General features: G+C 72.5%; 1 protein-coding gene. It reads right to left on the bottom strand.

The features are described from left to right. Positions 1-6: 6 nt before the first annotated feature. Positions 7-22,260 (bottom strand): type I polyketide synthase, encoded by a 22,254-nt coding sequence (locus ACYQ78_RS05975; RefSeq protein WP_459799654.1) that lies wholly within the window; start codon positions 22,258-22,260, stop codon positions 7-9.

Here is a 22,260-nt window from a genome sequence, read left to right as displayed (position 1 = left end):
AGCTCCTCACGACTTTCCGAACTCTTTTTGGATGATGTCGAACAGGTCTTCGGCGGAGACCTCGTCAAGGTCGTCCTCGGCCGGGGCGCCGCTCCAGCGGGCCAGCAGCGCCTGGAGCCGGGCGGTCACCTCGTCGCGTTCGGCGCCGTCGGGGGTCAGCCCGGACAGCGCGCGCTCCAGGCGCCCGACCTCGTCGAGGGCCGTGGCGGTCACGGCGGGGAAGAGCTCGCCGGTGAGCCGGGCCGCGAGCGCGGCCGGGGTCGGGTGGTCGAAGACGACCGTCGCGGGCAGCCTCACCCCGGTGGCGGCGTAGAGGTTGTTGCGGAGGTCGACGGCGGCCAGGGAGTCGAAGCCCATGTCCTTGAACGCCCGGCCAGCGTCGACCGCCTCGGTGCCGTCGTGGCGGAGCACGGCGGCGACCTGGGCGCGGACGAGATCGAGCAGCGCCTTCTCCCGGTCGGCCGGAGACAGCGGCACGAGCGTCTCGACCAGCGCGGATCCTCCGGCGGCGGTGTCCACGGCCAGGGCGTCCATGGCCGCGCGCACTTCGGGGAGGTCGCCGAGCAGCGGGCTCGGGCGGCCTGAGGTGAACGTGGGGGCGAACCGCTCCCAGTCGACGTCGGCGACGGTGATCGTGGTCTCGTCGAGGCTGAGCGCGGTGCCGATGGCGGCCACGGCCGCCGCGGGTGCCATGACCCGCAGGCCCTGACGCAGCAGATGCTCCTCGATCCCCTCGGACGCCGCCATCCCGCCCTCGGCCCAGGGCCCCCAGGCGATGGACGTGGCCGACACCCCCCGGGCCCGTCGGCGTTCGGCGATCGCGTCGAGGGCGGCATTGGCTGCGGCGTAGGCCGACTGGTAGCCGCTCCCCCAGATCCCGGAAATGGAGGAGAACAGCACGAGAGGTGTGTCCACCAGCAGTTCGTCCAGGACGAGAGCACCGGTGACCTTCGCGCCGAGCACCTCGGCGAAGATCTCCGGCGTGGTGTCGGCCAGCAGCGAGTGATGGCCGATCCCGGCGGTGTGCACGACAGCGTCCGGCGGATACGCAGCGAGCAACCGCGCGACCGCATCGCGATCGGTGACATCGCAGGCCACGACGGTCGCCCCGAGCTCTTCGGCGAGCTCGACCGCGCCGGGTGCGGAGAGCCCGCGCCGCCCGGTGAGGACCAGCCGTTCGGCGCCGTTGGCCGCCAGCCAGCGAGCGGTGTGGGCACCGAGGGCGCCGGTCCCACCGGTCACGATCACGGTCCCGCGCGGACGCCACACCGTCTCGATCCGAGGTGCGGGCGCCCGCAGCACCCGCCGGGCGAGCAGCCCCGACGGCCGGATCGCGACCTGGTCTTCGGCACCGGCCAGCGCCGCGCAGAGGTTCTCGAAATCGCGGTCACCCGGCTTCGCCGGAAGGTCGATCAGTCCGCCCCACCGAGTGGGCGCCTCCAGAGCGACCACCCGGCCGAGCCCCCATACCTGCGCCTGCTCGATATCAGGCGCCGCGTCGCCGCGTTCGGCCACCACGGCGCCCTGGGTGACGGCCCAGATCCGCGCCTCCGTCACCCGCGCGAGCCGCGCGGTGCCGTCCAGATCCAGCAGCGAGACCACCCCCGCGCACCCGCCGACAGCGGGCACCTCGCCGTCGCCGATGATCATCGTGCGGGTCCGCGCACCGTGGTCTTCCAGGGCCTGTACGACCCCCGTCACCACCCCCGACCCCGCCCGCGCCACCACGACCCACTCACCCGGCAGGAAGACCCCGCCGGATCCGGAGACCGGCTTCCAGTCGACCCGGTAACGCCAACCGTCGGCCGGATCGGCCCGCCGCGCCCGCCAGGACGCCACCGCGCCCCGCAGCCCTTCGACCTCGATGTCGAGCTCGTCCGCGAGCCCCGCGAGGTCGGCGGAGTCCCATCCCGTGTCACCGGCGGCGACGGGCTCCAGCCAGTGCCGCTGCCGCTGGAACGCGTAAGTGGGCAGATCGGCACGGCGAGACCCGCCGAAGACCGACCCCCAGTCGGGACTGACTCCATGCACGTGCAACCGGGATATGGCCGTGATCAGGGTCTCGGCCTCGTCCCGGCCCGAGCGCAGCGCGGCGACCAGAACCGTGTCATCGGCACGCTCACTGAGGCACTCGGCGGCCATGGCGGTGAGCACGGCATCGGGCCCGATCTCCAGGAACGCGGTGACCCCATCGGCCTCCAGCGCCTCGACGGCGTCCCGGAACCGAACGGTGTCGCGCACATGCCGAACCCAGTAGTCGGCATCCCGCCCGCCCGCGAACGGAATGACCGGCTCGTGGAACGTGAGCCCCGCGATGGCGCTACGGAACTCCTCCAGCATCGGATCCATCAACCGCGAGTGGAACGCGTGCGAGACCTTCAGCCGCTTGGTCGTAGCGAACCGCGCAGCTTCAGCCAGTACGACGTCCTCCGGCCCGGAGATGACCACCGACGTGGGCCCATTGATCGCCGCGATATCCACATCAACCGAAATTTCGGCATCCGAGGCCTGAACGGCCACCATGGCGCCACCGGGAGGCAGCGCCCCCATCAGCGAAGCTCGCGCCGCGACCAGCGCACACGCGTCGTCGAGGGAAAGAACCCCGGCACAGTGCGCAGCGGCCAGTTCCCCCACCGAATGCCCCGCGACGTGATCGGGCACAAGCCCCCACGACTCGACAAGCCGATAGAGAGCCACCTCAAAGGCGAAGATCGCAGGCTGCGCGACCCCGGTGTCATCCAGGTCCCCGTTGCTGATCACACCCGCCGTAGCCAACCGGTCGCGGACCTCGTCGAAGGCTTCGGCGAAGGTGGGGAACGTTTCGTAGAGGCGGGTGCCCATACCAGGGCGCTGTGAGCCTTGGCCGGTGAAGAGGAAGGCGAGCTTGCCGTCCGGCCTCGCGACGCCCCGGATCACCGACGGGTCGCCCTGGGCGATGGCGGCCAGGCCTGTGAGGAGGTCGTCTCGGGTGGAGCCGACCACGACGGCGCGGTGGTCGAGGGCGGTGCGGGTGGTGGCCAGTGCATACGCCAGGCCGGGTGCGGGGTCCTCCCCCGCGAGGTGGGCGCGGAGTCGAGCCGCCTGGGCCTTGAGGGCTTCGGCGGTCTTTCCGGAGACCGTCCACGGCTGGATCGGCAAGGTGCAGGGTTCCGGCTGGTGAGCGGGTTCGGCGGGGGCCTCTTCGAGGATCGTGTGGGCGTTGGTGCCGCTCACGCCGAACGACGACACCCCGGCTCGGCGCGGGCGGCCCGTGACCGGCCATGGCCGGCCCTCGGTGAGGAGTTCGACGCGGCCGGCGGTCCAGTCGACGTTCCCCGATGGCGCGTCGGTGTGGAGGCTGGCGGGCAGGACGCCGCCGCGCAGGGCCATCACCATCTTGATGACCCCGGCCGCGCCCGACGCCGACTGGGTGTGGCCGATGTTCGACTTCACCGAGCCCAGGTAGAGCGGGGTCTCGCGGTCCTGGCCGTAGGTGGCGAGCAACGCCTGCGCTTCGATCGGATCACCCAACCGGGTGCCGGTGCCGTGGGCTTCGACCACGTCGACATCGCGCCCCGACAGGCCCGCGTTGGCCAAGGCTTGGCGGATCACGCGCTGCTGCGACGGGCCGTTCGGGGCGGACAGGCCGTTGGAGGCGCCGTCCTGGTTGACGGCGGTCGCGGCGACGACGGCGAGGACGGGGTGGCCGTTGGCCCGCGCGTCGGACAGGCGCTCCAGGAGCAGGAGGCCGACACCCTCGCCCCAGCCGGTGCCATCGGCGGCGTCGGCGAAGGGCTTGCAGCGGCCGTCGGCGGCCAGCCCGCCCTGGCGGCTGAACTCGATGAACGCGTCGGCGGTGGACATCACGGTCACGCCACCGGCCAGCGCCAGCGAGCACTCGCCGCGCCGGAGCGCCTGCGCGGCCCAGTGGAGGGCCACCAGCGACGACGAGCAGGCGGTGTCGACCGTGACGGCGGGCCCTTCCAAACCGAGGGTGTACGCCACCCGCCCGGAGATCACGCTCGTCGCGTTACCGGTGAGGAGGTAGCCCTCCGCGCCCTCCGACGAGTCGCCGCGACCGTAGTGCGAGGTGGCGGCGCCGACGAAGACGCCCGCCTGGGTGCCGCGCAGCGACGCCGGGTCGATGCCGGCCCGTTCGATCGCCTCCCACGACGCCTCCAGGACGAGCCGCTGCTGCGGGTCCATCGCGACGGCCTCGCGGGGCGAGATGCCGAAGAAACCGGCGTCGAAGTGGTCGGCGTCGTAGACGAATCCGCCTTCGGTGGCGACGCTGCGGGCGGCCAGGTCGTCCAGGTCCCAGCCCCGGTTCCGGGGGAACGGGCCGAGCGCGTCGGTTCCGGCCAGCACCAGCTCCCACAGTTCCTCGGGGGTGCGGACACCACCAGGGAAGCGGCAGCTCATCGCCACGACGGCGATGGGTTCGCCCTCGTCGACGGCGGCGGCGACCGGCGCGGCCGGGACGGTGGCGCCGAGGAGGTGGTCGGTCACGGCGGCCGGGGTCGGGTGGTCGAACACGAGCGTGGCGGGCAGCTTGGCCCCGAGGGCGGCGCTGATCTTGTTGCGGAGTTCGACGGCGGTGACCGAGTCGACGCCCAGCTCCTTGAACGCCCTGCCCGGCGGGATCGCGTCGATCGAGGCGTGTCCGAGCACGTCGGCGGCCTGCTGCCGGACCAGGGTGAGCAGCGCGGCCCGGTCGAGCGTCACCTCGGCCGCGCAGTCCTCGACCGCGAGCGCCTCCTGCACCTCGGGCAGGTCGGCCAGGAGCGGGCTCGGGCGGCCCGAGGTGAACGAGGGCGCGAACCGCTCCCAGTCCATGTCCGCGACCGCCATGAACGTCTCGTCGGCGCCCACGACCTGCCGCAACGCGGCCAGTGCGAGCTCCGGACGCATCTCCAGCACACCCCGGCGCCGCAGCTCCTCTCCGACGTCGCCGGTGGTCATGCCGCCGCTCGCCCACGCGCCCCAGGCGATGGAAGTCGCTTTCCCGCCGTTGGCGCGGCGGTGGTGGGCGAGGGCGTCGAGGTAGGCGTTGGCCGCCGCGTAGGCGGCCTGGCCGCCGCCGCCCCAGACTCCGGAGTTGGACGAGTAGAGGATGAAGGCGTCCAGGTCGGGAAGCAGTTCGTGCAGGTGGAGGGCGCCGGCGACCTTGCCCTCGAAGGTCTCCGCGACGAGGCCGGCAGTGGTCTCGGCGATCGGAGCCGGTCGGGCGACCCCGGCCGTGTGGACCACGGCGTCGATCGGATAGGCCGCGACGAGCTCCTCGACCGCACGGCGGTCGGCGAGGTCGCAAGCTACCACGGTCGCCAGGTCACCGAGCTCGGCGACCAGGTCCGCCGCACCCGGGGCGTCGAGTCCCCGGCGCGACACCAGGATCAACCGCGAAGCGCCCTGAGCGGCGAGCCAGCGGGCGACGTGCCCGCCCAGCGCGCCGGTGCCGCCGGTGACCAGGACGGTTCCGCGCGGTGTCCAGCCGCCCGATCCGGTGGGCTTCGGCGCGTGGACCAACCGCCGCGCGAACACCCCGCCCGCGCGGATCGCCACCTGGTCCTCCGCCCCGGCCAGGACCGCGACCAGGCGGGCGGCCGCCTTCTCGTCCAGTTCCTCCGGTACGTCGATCAGCCCGCCCCACATCTGCGGGTGCTCCAGTGCGGCCACCCGGCCGATGCCCCAGAGCTGGGCGCGGGAGGGGTGGTCGACCCGGTCGGCGGAGCCGGTGGAGACCGCGCCCGAGGTGACGACCCAGATCTTCGCCTTCGGCCGCCGGAGCTCGGACAGCAGCTCCTCGACCGACGGGTTGTGCAGGATCACGCCTTCGAGGTCGCCCTCGGAGGGAAGGTCCAGCGAGAGCGACGCGGGCACCTGCCAGCGCCCCGCCGGAGCCCCGCCGACCTGCACGGGCTTCCAGGTGATCGTGTACCGCCAGCCGTCGAGCATCGCGAGCTCGTCGCGGGAGCGGCGCCAGGCGGTCAGCGCGGGGAGGACCTCGTCGAGGGCCTCGCGGGAGACGTCGAGGTCGAGGGAGCCGCTGTCGACGGCCCGCCAGAACGCGCCGTCCTCGGCGACGGCCTTCTTCCCGGCCACCGGCCAGAAGCGCTGCCGCTGGAAGGCGTAGGTGGGCAGGTCGACCCGCTCACCCGTGATCTTCCAGTCGACCCCGGCGCCCCTGACGTAGGCCTCGGCGAGGGAGGTGCGGAACCGGTCGAGGCCGCCCTCGCCGCGGCGCAGGGTGCCGGTCACGGCCGCCCCCGACTCCATCGCGTCGAGGGTCTCCTGGATGCCGACCAGCAGACCGGGATGCGGGCTGACCTCGACGAACGAGCCGTAACCCTGCTCGACGAGCGCCCGGGTGGCCTCCTCCAGCCGGACGGTGCTCCGGAGGTTCCGGAACCAGTAGTCGCCGGTCATCGTGGTCGTGTCGAGCCACGACGCGGTCACCGTGGAGAAGAACGGGACATCGCTGACACGTGGTGAAATTTCCGACAGCAGCGCGAGCAGCTCGTCGTGGATCTCCTCCACGTGATGCGAGTGCGAGGCGTAGTCGACCGGGATCACCCGGGTCCTCGCCGTCAGAGACCCTCGGAGTTCTTCGAGAGCGTCCACATCGCCCGAGACCACAACCGACGACGGGCCGTTGATCGCGGCGATCGACAACCGGTCGTCCAGCTCGAGTTCCGAAGCGGGCAGGGCGACGGACATCATGCCGCCACGCCCGGCCAGCGCCAGGATCGCCTTACTGCGGAGCGCCACGACTGCGGCGGCGTCCTCGATCGACAGCGCCCCCGCGACGCAGGCCGCGGCGATCTCGCCCTGGGAGTGGCCCACCACTGCGGCGGGTTCCACTCCGTGGGACCGCCAGAGTTCGGCCAGGGAGACCATCACCGCCCACAGCACGGGCTGGATCACGTCCACCCGTTCCGGCAGTCCGTCGCCGATCACGTCGAGGAGCGACCAGTCGACGTGGGGTTCGAGGGCCGCCGCGCATTCGGTCATCCGGGCCGCGAACACCGGTGAGGTGTCCATGAGTTCGGCGGCCATGCCGGGCCACTGCGAACCCTGGCCGGGGAAGACCATCACGACGCGGTCGCCGCCGGGGACGACCGCTCCCGTCACGGTCCGGTCGCCCAGGTCGACCGCCCGGTGATCGAGGCGGGCTCTGGTGGTCAGCAGCGAGTGGGCGACGTCGGTCGTGCGGGGAAGGGAGGTGCGAAGCCGTACAAGACCCGCTTGAAGCGCCTCGGACGACCGGGCCGTCACGATGAGCGGGACGTCGGCCTCCGCGGCGGGCGGGGGTTCCGGCGAGTCGAAGGACTCGATGATGGTGTGGGCGTTGGTGCCGCTCATGCCGAACGACGAGACGGCGGCGCGCCGCACGGGGGCGGTCCAGTCGCGGGCCTCGGTGAGCAGTTCGACGCTGCCGCCGGCCCAGTCGACGTGGGGGGTGGGCGCGTCGACGTGGAGGGTCTTCGGCAGCACGCCGTGGCGCATCGCCATGACCATCTTGATGACGCCGCCGACGCCCGAGGCCGCCTGGGTGTGCCCGATGTTCGACTTGAGCGAGCCGAGCCAGAGCGGGTCGTCGCGGTCCTGGCCGTAGGTCGCGATCAGGGCCTGGGCCTCGATCGGGTCGCCCAGGGTGGTGCCGGTGCCGTGGGCCTCGACCGCGTCGACCTCCCGGGGCGCGAGACCCGCGTCGGCGAGGGCCTGGCGGATGACGCGCTGCTGCGACGGGCCGTTCGGGGCGGTCAGTCCGTTGGACGCGCCGTCCTGGTTGATCGCCGAACCCTTGATCACGGCGAGCACGGGGTGGCCCTGGGCGAGCGCGTCGGAGAGGCGTTCGACGACGAGCAGCCCGGCGCCCTCACCCCAGCCGGTGCCGTCGGCGGCGGCCGAGAACGCCTTGCACCGGCCGTCGGCGGCGAGCCCGCGCTGCTTGGTGAACTCGACGAACGCGGTCGGCGTCGACATGACGGTCACGCCGCCCGCCAGCGCCATCGAGCACTCGCCGCGCCGCAGCGACTGGACGGCCAGGTGCAGCGCGACCAGCGACGACGAACACGCCGTGTCGACGGTGACGGCCGGGCCCTCCAGCCCGAACGCGTAGGAGAGGCGGCCGGAGACGACGGCGCCCGCGTTGCCGGTGGCGAAGAAGCTGTCGGTCTCGTCGCCGCCGGTCAGCAGGGTCGCGTAGTCCTGCCCGTTGGAGCCGGCGAAGACGCCGGTCGGGGTGCCCTTCAGGGCGAGCGGGTCGAGCCCGGCGCGCTCGAACGCCTCCCAGGCGATCTCCAGCAGCAGCCGCTGCTGCGGGTCCATCGCGACGGCCTCACGGGGCGAGATCCCGAAGAAGGCGGCGTCGAAGGAGGCCACGTCGTCGAGGAACCCGCCGTGGTGCGCCGACGACCGGCCGGAACGCAGGTCGTCGAGGTCCCAGCCGCGATCGGCGGGGAAGCCGGAGACGACGTCGCCGCCGGTCGCGACCAGCTCCCACAGGTCCTCGGGCGTGCGCACGCCGCCCGGGTAACGGCAGGCCATGCCGACGATGGCGATCGGCTCGTCGGCGGCGGTCGTCCGGACGGCGGCCTCCGCCTCGCGGCTCTGCCCCGCCAGGTGACCGGCGAGCGCCGCCACGCTCGGGTAGTCGAAGACGAGCGTCGCGGGCAGCTTCAGCCCGGTGGCCGTGGTCAGGCGGTTGCGCAGTTCGACGGCGGTGAGCGAGTCGAACCCGAGCTCCTTGAACGGCCGGTCGGGCTCGATCGTCTCGGGCGTGGCGTGGCCGAGGACCGCCGCCGTGGTGGCGCGGACCAGCGCGAAGAGCTCGGCGGGGCTCAGTTCGGTGTGCTGGTCGCCTTCGGCCTCGGCGAAACCGCTGAGCAGCGGGCTCGGACGGCCCGACATGAACGACGGCGCGAACCGGTCCCAGCGCACGTCGGCGACGGTGACCGTGGGCCGGCCGCTCTCGACCGCCTCGCGGAGCGCGGTGGTGGCCAGGCCGGGCGGCAGGCCGGTGAGGCCGCGTCTGGCCAGGTGGTCGCGGGCGTCGCCGTCGGCGGCCATGCCGATCTCGGCCCACGGGCCCCAGGCGACGGAGGTCGCGGCCAGCCCCCGGGCGTGCCGGTCGCGGGCGAGTCCGTCGAGGAACGCGTTCCCCGCGCTGTAGGCGGCCTGGCCGCCGCTGCCCCAGACGCCGGAGATCGAGGCGAACAGGATGAACGCGTCGACGTCCGGGAGGAGTTCGTCGAGGTGGGCGGCGCCCTTCGTCTTGGCGTCGACGACCCGCTGGAACTCTTCGATGGACGTGTCGCTGAGCGGGGCCATGTGGCTGACTCCGGCGGCGTGCACGACGGTGGTGATCTCGTGCTCGGCGACCAGCGCGGCCAGGGCCTCGCGGTCGGCGGCGTCGCAGGCGGCGAAGGTCACCCTCGCGCCTCTGGCCGTCAGGTCGGCGGCCAGGTCGGTGGCGCCCGGCGCGTCGGCGCCGCTTCTGCTCACCAGGAGCAGGTGGCCGGTGCCCTGGTCGGCGAGCCAGCGGGCGACGTGCCCGCCCAGTGCGCCGGTGCCGCCGGTGATCAGCGCGGTGCCGGTGGGCCGCCAGTCGCGCATCCTGCGGGGGCGCGGGGCTCGGATGAGCCTGCGGGCGAACGTGCCGTCGGGGCGGACCGCGATCTGGTCTTCGCCGCCCGCTCCCAGGATCACCGGGAGGGGGTCTCCGGTGGTGTCGATCAGGCCGCCCCAGCGGGCGGGGTGTTCGAGGGCGGCGGCGCGGCCGAAGCCCCAGATCATCGCCTGTTCGGGGTCGGTCTCGGCGTTCTCGGTGTGGATCCACAGCTTGGCCGTGCTCCCGGAATCGCCGAGCGCCTGAACCAGAGTGACGTGCTCTGCCAGGGTTCCCGTGGCGATGATGCCGTCGATGTCCCTGTACGAACTGAGCACCTCCGCCAACGCCGCCCGGTCTGTCGTGGGGGCGAAGTCGCGGAGCCAGGTGCCCGTGGCTGGAGCGGTTGCGGGGGTGAAGGGGGTCCAGGTGGTGTCGTAGCGCAGGTCGTCGGGGAGGCCGTCAGGTTCGCTGGTCAGCCAGTAGCGCTCGCGCTGGAACGGGTAGGTCGGTAGGTCCGCCTTCGGCCCTTCGCCGAGAACGGCGGGCCAGTCGACGTGCTGCCCGGCCTGGTAGAGGCCCGCGAGCAGGTCGGCGACGGTCTGCCTGCCCGCCCGGAGGGCGCTGACCCAGGTGTACGGCTCGTCGACGGCCTGCTGGGCGAGGGCGGTCAGCGTGGCGTCGGGGCCGAGTTCGGCGAACCGGGTGACGCCGCGTTCGGTCAGGTACTGAAGGTCGTCCCAGAACCGGACGGTGCCTCTGACCTGGTCGACCCAGTACCCGGCGGTGTCGCCGCCCCGGAACGGGATCGTGGCGGGGTGGTAGGTGACCGATTCGGCGACGCGGCGGAAGTCCGCCAGCATCGGGTCCATCAGCCGCGAGTGGAACGCGTGGGAGACCTTGAGCCGCTTGGTCGTGGTGAACCGCGCGGCCTCGGTCAGCACGGCCTCTTCGTCCCCGGCGATGACGACGGCGTTCGGCCCGTTGATCGCGGCGATATCGACATCGGACGAAATTTCGCCCGGCGCGGCCTGTATGGCGACCATCGCGCCGCTCTTGGGCAGCGCCTGCATCAGCGCGGCGCGGGCGGCGACGAGGGTGCAGGCGTCCTCCAGCGTGAGGATGCCCGCGACGTGGGCGGCGGCGAGTTCGCCGATGGAGTGGCCCGCCACGTGGTCGGGCGTCACGCCCCACGACTCCAGCAGCCGGAACAGCGCCACTTCGAGGGCGAAGATCGCGGGCTGGGTGTGTCCCGTCTCGTCGAGGTCCTCGCCGGTGCGGACGATCGCGTCGAGGTCGAGCCCGACCAACTCGGCGATGCGGTCGAAGGTCTCCGCGAACACGGGGAAGACCCGCAGGTCACGCCCCATGCCCACGCGCTGGCTGCCCTGCCCGGTGAACAGGAACGCCAGCGCTCCCGGCCTGGCCGTCCCGGTGGGCGCGTCGGCGGCCAGGGCGCGCAGCCCCTCGATGTCGTGGACGACCGCGCGGTGCTCATGGGAGGTCCTGGCGGCCAGGGCGCGGGCCGTCGCGGGGAGGTCGCGTTGGACGTACGGAAGCAGCTCACGGGCCTGAGCACGGAGCGCCGGGACCGTCTTCGCCGACAGCACCAACGGCACGATCGGCGCTTCAGAGGCGGGCGGCGTCTGCTGTTCGGGGGCCTGTTCGAGGATCGTGTGGGCGTTGGTGCCGGAGATGCCGAACGACGACACGGCCGCCCGTCTCACCGGGGAGGTCCAGTCGCGGGCCTCGGTGAGCAGTTCGACGGCGCCGTCGGCCCAGTCGACGTGCGGGGTGGGCGCGTCGATGTTGAGCGTGCGCGGCAGCACACCGTGGCGCATCGCCATGACCATCTTGATCACACCCGCCACACCGGCCGCGGCCTGGGTGTGCCCGATGTTGGCCTTCAGCGAGCCCAGCAGCAGGGGCCGCTCCCGGTCCTGGCCGTAGGTGGCGATGAGGGCCTGGGCCTCGATCGGGTCGCCGAGCTTGGTGCCGGTGCCGTGGGCCTCGACGGCGTCCACGTCCTGGGGCGTCAGCCCGGCGTCGGCGAGCGCCTGCCGGATGACGCGCTGCTGGGAGGGCCCGTTCGGCGCGGTCAGGCCGTTGGACGCGCCGTCCTGGTTGACCGCCGAGCCCCTGACCACCGCCAGCACGGGGTGCCCGTTGGCCGTGGCGTCGGAGAGCCGCTCGACGAGCAGCATGCCGACGCCCTCACCCCAGGCGGTGCCGTCGGCGGCGGCGGCGAACGGCTTGATCCGCCCGTCGGGCGCCAGCCCGCGCTGGCGGCTGAACTCGGTGAACATGCCCGTGTCCGCCATGATCGCGGCGCCGCCCGCGAGCGCGATCGAGCACTCCCCCGACCGCAGCGACCGGACCGCCAGGTGCAGCGCGACCAGCGAGGCCGAACACGCGGTGTCGACCGTGACGGCCGGACCTTCCAGCCCGAAGGTGTACGAGAGGCGCCCCGACGCGACGCTCGTGGTGGTGCCGGTCAGCAGGTGGCCTTCGACGCCTTCGGGCACGCGGGTGAGTCCGGTGGCGTAGCCGTGGGCGCTGAGCCCGATGAACACGCCGCCCGGCGTGCCCTTGAGCGTGCCGGGGTCGATGCCGGCGCGTTCGAAGACCTCCCACGAGGTCTCCAGGAGGAGCCGCTGCTGCGGGTCCATCGCCAGGGCCTCACGCGGCGAGATGCCGAAGAACCCGGCGTCGAACGCGGCGGCGTCGTCGAGGAACGCGCCCTTCTCGACGTAGGTCGCGCCCTGCCGGTCGGGGTCGAGGTCGAACGGGACCGACCAGCCCCGGTCGGCGGGGAACCCGGAGACCGCGTCGCGCTCGTCGGCGACCAGCCGCCACAGGTCCTCGGGCGAGCCGACCCCGCCGGGGAACCGGCAGGCCATGCCGACGATGACGATCGGGTCGTCGTCGACGCGCTTCCGCGTGACGGTCTGCTTGGGAGTCGCGCCCTGGAGGTGTTCGACCAGCGCGGCCGGGGTCGGGTAGTCGAAGATCATGGTCGCCGGGAGGCGGAGGCCGGTGGCGGCGTTCAGCCGGTTGCGCATCTCGACGCTGGTCAGCGAGTCGAAGCCGAGCTCGCGGAAGGTGCGCGCGGGCTGGATCGCGTCGGTGTCCGAGTGGCCCAGCACGGCGGCGGCGTGCTCCCTGACCAGGTCGAGCAGGTCGAGCGTCGCGGTGGGCTTCGCGGCGGCGGTGGTGCGCCGGGGGGCGACGGTGAACAGGCCTCTGAGCAGCGGCGGGACCTGGCCCGACTCGACCACCGACGGGTCGAGCTTGAGCGGCAGCAGGTGCGCCTCCGGTCGGGCGACGGCCCGGTCGAACAGGGCCAGACCTTCGTCCGGGGGCAGCGGGGCGATGCCGGTCCGGGCCATCCGGCGCACGTCGGTGGCGTCGAGCGTCTCCCCCATGCCGCCGGCCCACAGGCCCCAGGCCAGCGAGGTCGCGGCGAGTCCCTGGGCGCGCCGGAGTTCGGCGAGGGCGTCGAGCTCGGTGTTGGCGGCGGCGTAGTTGCCCTGACCCGCGGTGCCGAACGCGGCGGCGGCCGAGGAGAAGAGCACGAAGAGAGGGATGTCGCCGAGCAGTTCGTGCAGGTGGAGGGCGGCGTCGAGCTTCGGCTTGCGGACCTCCCTCAGCCGCTCGGGGGTGAGCGAGGCGATCACGCCGTCGTCGAGGATCCCGGCGGCGTGGACGACGCCCCGGATGTTCTCGGTCTGTACGAGTTCTTCGAGCCGGGCGCGGTCGGTCACGTCGCAGGCCCTCGCGCGGACGCCTTCGACGGTGGTGCGGCCGGTCCGGCTGACGAGCAGCAGGTCGGTGAAGCCCTGGCGCTGGAGGTGGCGGGCCAGCAGGGTGCCGAGCGCGCCGGTGCCGCCGGTGATGAGGACGGTGGCGTTCCTGTCGACCGGTTCGGGGACCGTGAGGACGACCTTGCCGATGTGCTTGGCCTGGGAGACGTAGCGGAAGGCGTCCTTGGCCTCGCGGACGTCCCACGCCTTGACGGGGAGCGGCGTGAGAATCCCGGCCTCGAAGAGGCCGCACAGGTCTTCCAGCAGTTCGCGGATGCGGTCGGGCCCGGCTTCGGACAGGTCGAAGGCGCGGTAGCCCGCGCCGTCGCGGATGTCGGTCTTGCCCATCTCCAGGAAGCGGCCGCCCTCGTTGAGCAGCCCCATCGAGGCGTCGACGAACTCGCCCGCCAGGGCGTTGAGGACCACGTCCACCTGCGGGAACTCGGTGGCGAAATCGAGCGTGCGGGAGCTGGCGATCCCGGCCAGGCCTTCGAGGACGTGCTGCTTCGACTCGGAGGCGGTTCCGTAGATCTCGGCGCCCAGGTGCCTGGCGACCTGGACCGCGGCCATGCCGACGCCGCCGGCCGCCGCGTGGATGAGCACCTTCTCGCCGCGCTTGAGGTCGCCGAGGTCGGTGAAGGCGTACAGGGCCGTGAGGAAGACGATCGGGATGGACGCCGCCACCTCGAACGACCAGCCCTCGGGCACCTTCGCGAGCAGGCGTCCGTCGGTCACGACCTGAGGGCCGAAACCGCCCTGCGCCATGCCGAACACCCGGTCGCCCGGTGCGAACGGGGTGTCTTCGCCCGCTTCCAGGACGACACCGGAGACCTCCGCGCCGAGCAGGCCCGCCTCGCCGGGATACATGCCGAGCGCGTTGAGCACGTCGCGGAAGTTCAGCCCTGCCGCCCGGACACCGACACGGACCTCGTTCGGGGCGAGGTCCGGGGTGTCGACGGGCCGGAAGGCGAGGCCGTCGAGGGTGCCCTTGCGGGTGATCTCCAGCCGGTGCGGGCCGTCGGGAAGGTCGAGGCCCGCTTCGACCCGGGCCAGGCGCGGGACGAAGGCGCGGCCGTCGCGGAGCCTGATCTCGGGTTCGTCGAGGCGGAGCGCGTCGTCGATGGGGGTGCCGTCGGTGTCGACGAGGACGAAACGTCCGGGCGTCTCCGACTGCGCCGACCGGATGAGGCCGCGAGATCCGGCGGTCTCCAGGGTGTCGCCCCGGCTGACGAAGACGAGCTTTTCCGGCCGGTCCCACTGCTGGAGCAGGGCGAGCGTGGTCTCGGGGTCTTCGAGGTCGACCACCACGGCCGGGGCGGCCTCGGTGGCCGGGATCGGCACCGGTCGCCAGTCGATCCGGAACAGGGAGTCGCTCCGGGGCCCGGCCGCGATCGGCCGCAGCACCAGCTCGCCGATCGAGACCACGGGGCGCCCGCTCAGGTCGGTCGCCTCGACGGCTATGGCGTCGGGGCCGGTTCTGGTCAGCTTCACCAGCAGCGACGACGCGCTCTCCGCGTGGAGGGCGACGTCGGTGAACGAGAACGGCACCATCCCGCCGCGGGCGCCCTCGCCCAGCAGCCAGGCCTGGAGGGCGGCGTCGAGCAGGGCGGGGTGCAGGGCGAACCCCTGCGCGTCGCGGGGGCCGTGGATCTCGGCGTAGACGTCGTCGCCGTCTTTCCATGCCTTCTGTACGCCCTGGAAGGCCGGGCCATACCCGAAGCCCAGGTCGGTGAGGCCGTCGTAGAAGGTGGTGACGTCGATCGGGTCGCCCGCGCGCTCCACCTGGTGAGGCGTCGCGGGGGTCGGGCTGAAGGTGCCGGAGGCGTGGCGGGTCCAAGTGTGGGTGTCGTCGGAGCGGGCGTGGATCGCGAAGGCGTGACGCCCGTCGTCGCCCGGGGCCGCCACGACGACCTGGACCTCCGCGGCCGGGGCGATGACCAGCGGGGCCTCGACGGTCAGGTCGTCGACGAGGGCGCATCCGGCGTGGGTGGCCGCCTGGATGGCCAGCTCGACGAAACCGGTGCCCGGGAACAGGACGGTGCCGTTGACGACGTGGTCGGCGATCCAGGGGTGCTTGGTCAGCGAGAGCCTGCCCTGGAGGAGGAGACCGCCGTCGGCCAGCTGGACCGGGGGGTTGAGGAGGGGACGGCGGGGCCAGAAGTTCCTGCCCTGGAAGGGGTAGGTGGGGAGGTCGACCCGGGTGCCGTGGAGGTGCCAGTCAACGTCGGCGCCCGAGGCGTGGATGACACCGAGTCCCTCGTAGAAGGCGGTGACCTCATCGCTTGCGGGTTTGGCGAGGGGCACCCACACGTTCTCACCGGAGGCCATCGCGGTGAGCACCGGCCGGGGACCGACCTCGACGAACCGGGTGACGCCTTCGGCTTCGAGGGCCTGGACGCCGTCGTGGAACCGGACGGTGTTCCTGACGTGGGCGACCCAGTATTCGGGGTCCGTGACGTCGGCCCCGATGATCGGAATCTCTGGTGCGTTGAACGTGAGCTCCGAGACGACCTGACGGAAGTCAGCGAGCATCGGGTCCATGAGCGACGAGTGGAACGCGTGCGAAACGGTGAGCCGCTTGGTCGTCTCGAACCGCGCCGCCTCAGCCAGCACGATGTCCTCCGGCCCGGAGATCACCACCGCCCGCGCCCCATTTATCGCGGCAATGTCCACGTCGGGCGAAATTTCGCCAGGTGCGGCCTGGATGGCGACCATCGCCCCACCGGCGGGAAGCCCCTGCATCAGCGCACCCCGCGCCTTCACCAGCGTGCAGGCATCCTCCAGGCTGAGCACCCCGGCCACATGCGCAGCCGCGATCTCCCCAACGGAGTGACCGATCAGGAAGTCCGGCCGCACCCCGAAGTGCTCCAGCAGCCGGAACAACGCCACCTCAAAGGCGAACAGCGCGGGTTGCGTGTTGGCCGTCTCGTCGAGTCCTTCACCGGAAGCCATGACCTCCGAGACCCCGAGCCGCCCGGAAATATCCGCATAAATCTCCCCGAAGACCGGGAACGCAGCCGCCAGCTCAACGCCCATGCCCGCCCGCTGCGCACCCTGCCCGGAGAACATCACCGCCGTCCGACCGGGTACCGGCTCGGTTGACGTGATCGCAGCCAGTCCGGCCAGGAAGTCCTCCACGGTCCGCCCGACCACAACGGCCCGCCGCTCCAACGACGCCCGCAACGACAGCGAATAGGCGACATCCACGGGCCGATGCCTGCCAACGGAGACACCCTGATCGGCGGTGCTCGCCACCACTGCGGCCAAAGCCTGGGCTTGGGCGCGCAATCCGGCATCGTCCTTCGCCGACAGCACCCACGGCACGACCGGAGCGCCTTCGGATTCCGCACTCGGTGCCACCGGCTCGTCCGGCCACTGTTCGATGATCGTGTGGGCGTTGGTGCCGCTGATGCCGAAGGACGAGATGCCCGCGCGCCGCAACCCGCCCGTCGTCGGCCACGCCATATGGGTGGTGGCGAGGTCGATCGCACCGGACGTCCAGTCGACGTGGGGAGAGGGCTCCTCGACGTGGAGGGTCCGGGGGACCTGGCCGTACCGGATGGCCTGGACCATCTTGATGATCCCGGCGACACCCGCGGCGGCCTGCGTGTGGCCGATGTTCGACTTGATCGAACCCAGGACAACCGGCGTCTCCCGGTTCTGGCCATAGGTGGCCAGGAGGGCCTGGGCCTCGATCGGGTCGCCCAGGCGGGTGCCGGTGCCGTGGGCCTCGATCACGTCCACGTCGGAGGCCCGGAGGCCACCGCTGGCCAGCGCCTGGCGGATCACCCGCTGCTGCGACGGGCCGTTCGGAGCCGTCAGGCCGTTGGAGGCGCCGTCCTGGTTGACCGCCGAACCCCGTACCACCGCCAGGATCCGGTGCCCCCGTGCCCGCGCGTCGGAGAGGCGCTCGACCACGAGAACGCCGACGCCCTCGCCCCAGCCGGTCCCGTCGGCGGCGCCGGCGAACGCCTTGCAGCGGCCGTCGGCGGCCAGGCCGCGCTGGCGGGCGAACTCCTCGAACAGGCCGGGCGTCGACATGATGGTCACGCCGCCCGCCAGGGCCAGGTCACACTCTCCCTGCCTGAGCGACTGCACGGCCAGGTGCAGCGCCACCAGCGACGACGAACACGCCGTGTCGACCGTGACGGCGGGCCCCTCGAAGCCGAACGTGTACGACACCCGTCCCGACACCGCCGACGCCGCCGCCCCGGTGACCGCGTAACCCTCAGCGCCACCGAGGCCGTCGAGAAGGGCCGCGTAGTCCTGCCCGTTGGTACCGGCGAAGACGCCCGTCCGGGTCCCCTTCAGTGCAAGGGGGTCGAGCCCGGCCCGCTCAAGGGCCTCCCACGACACCTCCAGCAGCAGCCGCTGCTGCGGGTCCATCGCGACGGCCTCACGCGGCGAGATGCCGAAGAACCCCGCGTCGAACACCCCGGCGTCAGCGACGAATCCGCCCACCTGCGCGTAGGAGGCGTCGGCGGGAATGTCCCAGCCACGGTCGGCCGGGAAGTCACCGAGCGCGTCGCGCCCGTCGGCGAGCAGGTCCCACAGGTCCTCGGGCGAGGTGACCCCGCCGGGGAACCGGCAGCCCATCCCGACGATGACGACGGGTTCGTCGTCCCGCGCGACCGTGCGGGTCTCCTCGGCGGGCGCGTCGGTCCCGGTCAGCGCGGCCGCGAGGTCGGCGGGGGTCGGGTGGTCGAAGATCAGAGTGGACGGGAGCCGCCGCCCCAGTGCCGTACTGAGACGATTGCGCAGTTCGACGGCGGTCAGCGAATCGAACCCGAGCGCCTTGAACGTGCGGGACGCGTCGACCGCCTCCCCGCTGGCATGCCCGAGCACGGCCGCGACCTGCTGACGCACCAGCCCCCGCAGCGCCTTCTCCCGCTCGGCGCCGACGAGCCCGTCGAGGCCACCGGTCGGCGTGGCGGGCGCGGCGAAAGCGGCCAGCAGCGGACTGGGCCGACCCGACGTGAAGGCGGGCGCGAACACGTCCCAGTCGATGTCGGCGATCGTGACCACCGGATCACCGTGGTCGACCGCCTGCCGCAGCGCGGCCACCGCCTTCCCGGGATCGAGCCCGGCCAGACCGCGACGGCGCAGGATCTCCTCGGCGGGCCCATCGGCCGCCATCCCCCGCCCCGCCCAGGGCCCCCAAGCGATCGACGTCGCGGGAAGCCCGAGCGCATGCCGTTCCTCGGCCAGCGCGTCGAGCCGGGCGTTGGCGGCGGCGTAGTTGGCCTGGCCGGGCGTCCCGAAGGTCGCCGCGATCGACGAGAACAGCACGAACGCCTTCAGGTCAGAAGTGAGTTCGTGCAGGTGACGGGCCGACTCGGCCTTGGCCGCCAGCACCGTCGCGAGCCGCTCGGGCGTGAGCGTGTCGATCACCCCGTCGTCGAGCACCCCGGCGGCGTGAGCAACGGCGGTCGGCGGATGCTCGGCCAGCAGCGCGGCGAGGGCGTCCCGATCGGCGACGTCACAGGCGACGACCGCCACCTCCGCCCCCAGCGCCTCCAGTTCGGCGGCGAGCTCACGAGCCCCCGGCGCCGCGGCCCCACGCCGCCCGGCGAGCACGAGCCGAGGGGTTCCGGTGGAGGCGAGCGACCGCGCGAGCCACGCCCCCAGCGCCCCGGTCCCCCCGGTGATCAGCACGGTCCCGTCGAACGCCCCGCTGTCGGCCGGCGGCGCTCCCAGGGGCGCCCGTTCGAGACGGCGTACAAGAACACCAGCGGCCTTGATCACCGCCTGGTCCTCACCGCTCGCGAGCAGCGCCCGCAGCCGGGTCCGCGCCCGCGCGTCCAGCGTGGCCGGGATCTCGATGAGCCCGCCCCACCGCTCCGGCCGCTCCAGCGCCGCCACCCGCCCGAACCCCCACACGGCGGCGTCCCCGGTCAGGCACCACAGCGGCGCGTCGACCGCGTGAAAAAGCTCAAGCACGTCCTGTACGTCGTCCAGCAGCGACACCACGCCCGTGAACTCACGCCCGTCGGTCTCGTGCATCGAGGTGGCGTACACGGCGGACGCGGGAAAAACCTCCCGCAGCCCCTCGGGCAGCGGCGAGTCGTGCACGATCAGCCAGTCACCGGCGAGCTCCGGCGCCGGCCCGTCGGCGACCGGCTTCCAGACCGCCCGATACCGCCAGTCGTCGATGACGGCCTGCTCCCGATGCCGCCGCCCCCATGCCGCGACGGTCTCCAGGTCCCCCCGCTCGACCGCCTCCCAGAACGCGGGCTCCAGCGGCTCGGCCTTACCGACCGACTCCAGCCAGTACGTCTGGCGCTGGAACGCATACGTCGGCAACTCGACCCGCTCGACATCGAGCCCGAGAAAGGCCTGCTCCCAGACGACCGGGACACCCTTGGCGTAGAGAGCCCCGAGCGCGGCGAGCAACGCCTCACTCTCCCGGCCTTTCCGACATGCCGGTACGCCATCCTCGACGAGCACCGACAGCACACCGTCGGGCCCGATCTCCAGGAACACATCCGCCTCGGCGGCGGCGACCCCCTCGGAGAACCGGACCGTGGCCCTGACATGCCGCACCCAGTACTCCGGGTCGGTGACATCGGCGTCCGGCCCGACCATAGAGACCAGCGGGATCCGCGGCACATTGAACGTGAGACCGGCGATCCGCGACCGGAACTCGTCGAGCATCGGCTCCATCAGCACCGAGTGGAAGGCGTGACTGACGGTCAGCCGCTTGGTCTTCTCGAACCGCGCGGCCTCGGCCAGCACCACATCCTCGGGCCCGGAGATCACCACCGACCGAGGCCCATTAATGGCGGCAATGTCCACGTCGGGCGAAATTTCGGCAGATGCGGCCTGCACGGCGACCATCGCCCCACCACGCGGCAACACCTGCATCAACGATCCACGGGCATCCACCAGCACACACGCATCGGCCAGCGACAGCACCCCCGCCACATGAGCGGCGACGATCTCCCCGACCGAATGCCCACCGACCACCTGCGGCACCACACCGAACGACTCGACCAGCCGATACAGCGCCACCTCGAACGCAAACAACCCGGCCTGGGTGAACCGCGTCTCATCCAGCCCCTCACCGGAAGCCACCACATCGGCCAGCCCCGGGAAGAACCCACACACCTCGTCATAAGCGGCGGCGAATAGCGGGAACTCCCGGTACAGCTCCGCCCCCATCCCCGCCCGCTGCGACCCCTGCCCGGTGAACAACACCCCGAGCCGCCGCTCGGTAGCCGCCACTCCCCCATCGACATCGAGCAGCCGGGCCAGCACCTCATCCCGATCCCGCCCGACAACGACGGCGCGGTTCTCCAGCGCCCCCCGAGTGGTGACCAGCGAATAGGCGACATCCCCAAGTGCGAGATCGCCCCGCTCCTCAAGAAAACCCCGCAACCGGAGCGCCTGCCCCCGAAGCCCTTCGGCCCCCCGCCCAGAAATCACTAAGGGCAACACCCCACCCCGAAGGCCACCAGCCTCGACTTCGACCGTCTGGCCCGACGCCCCTTGATCTCCAGCCGATTCCAGGATCAGGTGGGCGTTCGTGCCGCTGATGCCGAACGACGACACACCCGCGCGTCTCGGCTCCCCCGTCTCCGGCCAGGACACCGACTCCCGCAGGAGTTCCAGCGACCCCGCCGACCAGTCCACGTGAGGGGTCGGCTCGTCCACGTGCAGGGTCTTGGGGAGGACGCCGTTGCGCAGCGCCATCACCATCTTGATGACCCCGCCCACACCGGCAGCCGCCTGGGCGTGCCCGATGTTCGACTTCAGCGACCCCAGGTGGACCGGCCGCTCGCGATCCTGGCCGTAGGTGGCAAGAAGGGCTCCGGCCTCGATCGGGTCACCGAGACGGGTCCCCGTCCCGTGCGCCTCGATGGCGTCGACCTGCGCCGGAGACAGGCCCGCGTCCGCGAGAGCGAGGCGGATCACCCGCTGCTGAGCGGGACCGTTCGGGGCGGTCAGGCCGTTGGAGGCGCCGTCCTGGTTCACGGCGGAGCCGCGGACGACGGCGAGGACCCGGTGCCCGGCCGCCACCGCGTCGGAGAGCCGCTCCAGCACGAGCATGCCGGCGCCCTCGCTCCAGCCCGTCCCATCGGCGGAGGCGGCGAAGGAGCGGCAGCGGCCGTCGGGGGACAGCCCACGCTGGCGGCTGAACTCGACGAAGATCTCCGGGGTCGCCATGACGGTCACCCCACCCGCCAGAGCCAGCGAGCACTCCCCCGCGCGCAGCGATCGCACCGCCAGGTGCAGCGCCACCAGCGACGACGAACACGCCGTGTCCACCGTCACCGCCGGGCCCTCCAAGCCCAGGGTGTACGCGATGCGCCCGGACACCACGCCGGGAGTGGTGCCGGTCAGCAGGTGACCGTCGAGGCCCTCGGGCTCGCGGAAGCGCAGGGCGCCGTAGCTCTGGGTGACCGCGCCGACGAATACCCCGGTCCGGGTCTCCTTCAGCGACGCCGGGTCGACGCCGCCCCGCTCCAAGGCCTCCCACACCGTCTCCAGGAGCACCCGCTGCTGCGGGTCCATCGCCAGGGCCTCACGCGGGGAGATGCCGAAGAACGCCGCGTCGAAGTCGCCCGCGTCGTGCAGGAACCCGCCGTGGCGCACATAGGTCGTGCCGGGACGGGACAGCGACGGGTCGTACAGGCCGGCGTCCCAGCCGCGTCCTTCGGGGAACGCGGTGATGGCGTCGCCCTCGCCGGCGACGAGCTCCCAGAGCTCTTCCGGTGAGGTGACGCCGCCGGGGAACCTGCAGCCCATGCCCACGATGGCGATCGGCTCGCGGTCGCGGTCCTCCAGGTCCCGCAGGCGCCGCCTGACCTGGCTGAGATCGCCGGTGACGCGCTTGAGGTAGTCGCGGAGCCGCTGCTCATTGCTCAT

This window comes from Herbidospora sp. RD11066, from assembly GCF_054661255.1.
Note: the sequence above shows the minus strand (reverse complement) of the source record. Positions and strands in the feature narration are given on the sequence as shown.